The following is a 5,167-nucleotide window of genomic DNA, read 5'->3' on the forward strand; positions in this document are numbered from 1 at the left end:
GCGCCTGCATTTTCGATGGCGATTTTCATCAATCTTTCCAGTAGCTTACTCAAAACTATTTCACCTGAAATTGCTTGGGAAGCTTTCATTACTGTGGCTAAATCTAGCGTCTCTCCCAAATTGGTGCTAGTGGTAGTAGGCGCATTGGTTGTTGTGTTAACTTTTGTTTGAGTTGTGGTTTTGGTTCTAGCTAGGAATTGGGGGTATTTTTGTTCTAAATCCTCAACTTTAGCTATAGCGCCCCAGAGTTGGTAGCTATAATGAGCTTTTTGCATATAAAGTTGAGCAAAATCTTCTTTGCCTTTAGCAAACCAGAATTTAGCCGCTAGTTCGTTCGCCAAAGCTTCGTTCTGGATATAGTCGTTTTCTCTAGCCGAAGCGATCGCTTTGTCGTATAAATCCATTGCTTCTAAATCTTTCCCAGCTACCCGCGCTATTTCTGCTTCAACGAGCAGATACTTATGTAAATAGTTTTCCGGACAATTATTCGCCCAAATTTTCATTTTTTCTTGATTTATTGCCAGCTTTGAATAATACTCGGCTTTTTCAATTGGACTCGCTTGAAGAATAACATTCAATAAAATCAAAGAATGGTAAAAATAATGTTCAGATTCGTTGGCAAGTCCGATTGTAAAGGGGAGCATTTCTTCACTTGAATTAGCGGGGTTCAACGCTTCAGCATAGTTTTCATACAGGAAAAAAAGTTGAGCTTTCAATGTCCTATACAATGCTATGCCGGGGGAAAACTGACTTTCCTGCCCCATTTGCATACAGCCATTTTCATTAAAGCGATCGCTGCTCAATGAGAATTTATCTGCTGTCAAACCTTGTAGATTAAAGACAAAATGCTGGCACATAATTTGTGCCTCTACAAAGACTTGATTTTTTATCTTTAGTAAATATTCGGTATATTTATAAGATTCTTCCAGAACGCTACTTAATTTCTCTCCCATTAAAATTTTTTGCACAATAGAATTGTACGCAATATAGCAAGCATAAATATCCCCAGTTTCAATCCCGGCTTGATAACCTTTTCTAAAAATAGGCAGATTCGTTCGCATATGGCTGCGCCAGTGACCGATTAACCCCGCAAATAAATTAGAAACTTTACATATTAACTTAAAATTATTAAGTTTTTCATTCAAATCTATGGCTAATATACCAAACTGATAACCAGCTTCATAATCCCCTAATCTCGATCCAGCTAAAATTCCCCAGAACGCATAGCCATGAGGAGATACGTCAGAATTGCCATATTGGATGGAGAGATTCACCATCTTTAATGTAGTCAAAGCGAGTAAGTCTTGGTCAGTAAAATAAGCAGGCCCAGTCATATTCATCAATATCTGCATACAAGCCATAATTTCTCGGTCTTGCATTGCAGAGGCATCAATTAAATCTGCTATTTTAATTGTTTGGAGGTGCGTGCGATAGGTCTGCAACTCTAATTCTAATTGGGCTAGCAGTTCGTCATTACTGTTAGGCCAGGTTAACCCTAAATCTATTAAGGCTTCTGAACCTACTTTAATGTTCGCTATATATTTGCCAGTATTATCATAAAATATTAAGCGCATATTTTGAATCGCTGCTTTATCTAAATTAGATTTAGCTTTAGTTAGCAGCAAATCAAAAAGTTCTTCGGCTTTTTCAAAATTGCTACAAAGATATTCGCACTCTGCCTGTTCTTGGTATAACTCAAAAATTAACCGATAATCTTCCTCCCAAATATTTTGAGGCAATATTTTGAGGGCCGCTTTTAGATATTTTAAAGCAGGTTCATAAGCGGCCGAAGCCTTAGCTTTTTTACCAGCAATTAAATTCAACTTTGCTAATTCATAAATTGATTCTGAACAGGTCAAGAGTTCTGCGCCTATATTCAAATGATTAATAATGTCAAATATTTTCTCTTCTAATTCTTTCTCCGCAGTATCCTTGAGAACTAATTGACCGATTTTTAAATGAGTTTCCTTTTTTTCCTCTTGGGGAATGAGGGCATAAGCCGCTTGTTGCACTCTGTCATGGAGAAATTTGAAAGAAATAATTACGAGGCGAGCGTCTATTATTTCTTCCGGTGTAGTTTCCCATTCAGAAATCGGCAATACTAATCCTTCCTGTATGGCAGGTAAAAGGTCGTAATAAGTTACGACGGCTGTTGTTTCTTGAATGATAGAAAGAGTATGTAAATTAAATGTATTACCGACACAAGCAGCTAACTGTAAAATCTTTTGGGTTGCGGCAGAAAATTTTCTTAACTTCCTAATCATTAACTCCACAACATTATCAGTAATTCCGATGGCCTCAATTTGACCCATGTCCCATTGCCATTGGGCATGGCGGCCTTGGGAGGGGGGAATAAATTTCAGTAAGTTTTCCTGAAACAGGGTTTTGAAAAATTGATTGACAAAGAAGGGATTGCCAGAAGTTTTTTTGATAGCTAATTCTGCTAATTGCCCTACTGCGTTAGTATGTAGCGTGTCGGCAATTAGGTTGCTAATATGTTCTAGGGCTAAAGGAGTTAAGGTGATTTCATTAATAATGGCACCTTTAGTCCGAAGCAAATCCAGCGTTATAATTAACGGATGGTTGGGATTCACTTCGTTATCCCGATACGCGCCGATTAAAAATAAATATTTTGTTCCTTCATCGGCCATCATTATTTCGAGCAATTTCAGAGTAGCGGAATCAGCCCATTGTAAATCGTCTAAAAAAATGACTAAAGGATGCTCGGCTGAGCAAAATACGCGGATGAATTTTTGAAAGATTAAATTAAAGCGGTTTTGTGATTCGCTAGCACCTAATTCTTGGACGGGGGGTTGTTTGCCAACGATGAGTTCTACTTCTGGAATGACATCAATAATAACTTGACCGTTATCACCAAACGTCGCTAAAAGTTTTTCTTTCCAGGCGCCCAGTTGCGTTTCGGTTTCAGTTAATAGTTGCTTGACTAAAGACTGAAAGGATTTGACTACAGCCGCATAAGGAATATTGCGTTGAAATTGGTCAAATTTTCCGGCAATAAAATAACCGTTAGCCTTAGTAATAGGTTTATAAACTTCTTGCACTAAGGCTGATTTACCAATGCCAGAGTAACCCGACACTAACATAATTTCTGTTGTGCCATTGCTGACGCGCTGGAATGCTGCTAATAAGGTTTCAATTTCGCGTTCTCTACCATAAAGTTTTTGAGGTATTTGAAACTTATCACTAATATCTTTTTGGGCGAGATCAAAATCTACAATCGTTCCTTTAGCCTGTAGTTGTTCCAGACATTCTTCTAAATCTGCGATAATTCCCCAAGCACTTTGGTATCTTTTTTCAGCCGTTTTTTCTAACAGTTTTACTACAATCTCAGAAACCGCTTTAGGAATTTCTGGATTAATTTCATGGGGCGGCACTGCTTGTTTAGCAATATGACAGTGCACTAATTCCATTGCATCGTTGTAATCCCATGGCAGTTGCCCCGTTAGCAGTTCGTAAAAAGTGACTCCTAATGAGTAAAAATCAGTGCGGTAGTCGATCGCTCGGTTCATTCTGCCTGTTTGTTCCGGCGATATATAGCTGAGAGTGCCTTCTAAAACATTAGGATTTTTTAGGGTAGGATTCTCACGAGTTAAAACAGTAGAGATGCCAAAATCTATGATTTGGACTAGCCCTGTTGTCGCATTAATAATAATATTGCTCGGGTTGATATCTTTATGAATAATGTTATGTTGATGAATTTGACCTAAAGCTCTGGTTATTTTAATAGCGGTTGGCAAAAACTCTTCTAAGGTAAGTTTTTGAGCAGCCAACCACAGCTTTAATGCTTCTCCACCACTATCCTCGAAAATAATAGCCAAACTGTTCTGGTATCTCTCTAAGCTGTAGGTTTTAGGGACACTTTCTAGGTCAAGATTGCGTGTAATTTCGTATTCCTGCTTGTATCTGACTAACGAAGCTGGCAGCGGATAATCTTGCTTGAGAAATTTGATAATGACTGGTTGGTTGTCTTGCTTTCTCAGTCCTCGGTAAACTAAAGAATTGTTACTTTCATGAATTGGGTTCGTAATTTCGTAGCCTGCTAAGTTAATCATTTTTGCAGCCTCTCTTAAATATTAATATACAAGTTTTTGAGGAAGTGTCAATTTATAAGTAGATGTATGCTCTGATACCTAATTCTACTCTACACTTTCATAAAAACTTAAGATTTACTAAAAATAATTTTATTTAACATTTCTTAAAAAAAATACAAATAAAGATTCATATTAGGAGGGATCTCGCAGCTTCCTCCAAAAGCAGGCAGAACAGAGACCAAGGGCGAGATCCCTTGGTCTTCAGAGCAGATTTGTAGGGCTTGTTATAGTTACTAGATCGCTCGTCAGATATGCCTAGATCCGCATCTGAGTTAAATCCTTCAGCTAAGAGCATTTTTTGAGAGGATTCTTGAGTTGAAAAACCGTAAATATTGTCCATAGCTGCTTACCTATGTTTATTACCGATCTTTTGATTTGGGAAACTACGGTTTTGCATCGATTTGTAGGGGTAACTTAATAATAAATTTGGTGCCGACTCCGACCTCACTTTTACATTCTATTTCACCCAAAAGTTTTTGGGTAACTAAATTGTAGACAATATGCAATCCCAACCCGCTACCACCCTGACCGCGTTTGGTAGTAAAGAATGGCTCGAAAATTTTACTTAAATTTTCTGGGGGAATGCCTTGACCATCATCGGAATATTCAAAGCTAAGTCGAGATCCCTCTTGTTGCCAATTAAAAACGAGCTGACCAGATTCGCCAGGTTCGTAAGCATGAATCAGAGAGTTCATCAGTAAATTTGTGACAACTTGGGATAAAGCACCTGGATAAGAATCTATGGCAATCTTAGTGTCTCCCTTAATTTCGATCGAATGTTGGCTATTTCTCAATTTTGGTTTTAATTGGATTAAAATTTCATCGAGATAATTTCTTACCCCGAAAGTTCGTCGTTCTTCGCTAGAGCGATCGACTGCCACTTCTTTAAAGCTCCGAATTAATGCTGCTGCTTGATTGAGATTGGTTAGAAGGGAGTTGCTGCTAGTGGTGGCTATCTCCAAAAATTCTTCGAGCTCGGAGCGTTTCATTTTGCCACTCTTATAAGTAGAAGCAAATTCTGTGGTATGTTCTGCTAAAGCTGACGCAACGGTGAC

At 38.1% G+C, this 5,167-nt stretch carries 2 protein-coding genes; both read right to left on the reverse strand.

The window, feature by feature from the left end:
• On the reverse strand, positions 1–4,073 hold a 4,073-nt coding region (locus QUB25_RS29285), incomplete at its 3' end, for a serine/threonine-protein kinase PknK (RefSeq protein ID WP_333188946.1).
• A 422-nt stretch (positions 4,074–4,495) separates the two neighbouring features.
• Positions 4,496–5,167: HAMP domain-containing sensor histidine kinase (locus QUB25_RS29290; RefSeq protein ID WP_333188948.1), on the reverse strand; the 672-nt coding region annotated here is incomplete at its 5' end.

Source organism: Microcoleus sp. B3-D7 (assembly GCF_036705305.1).
Classification (GTDB): Bacteria; Cyanobacteriota; Cyanobacteriia; order Cyanobacteriales; family Microcoleaceae; genus Microcoleus.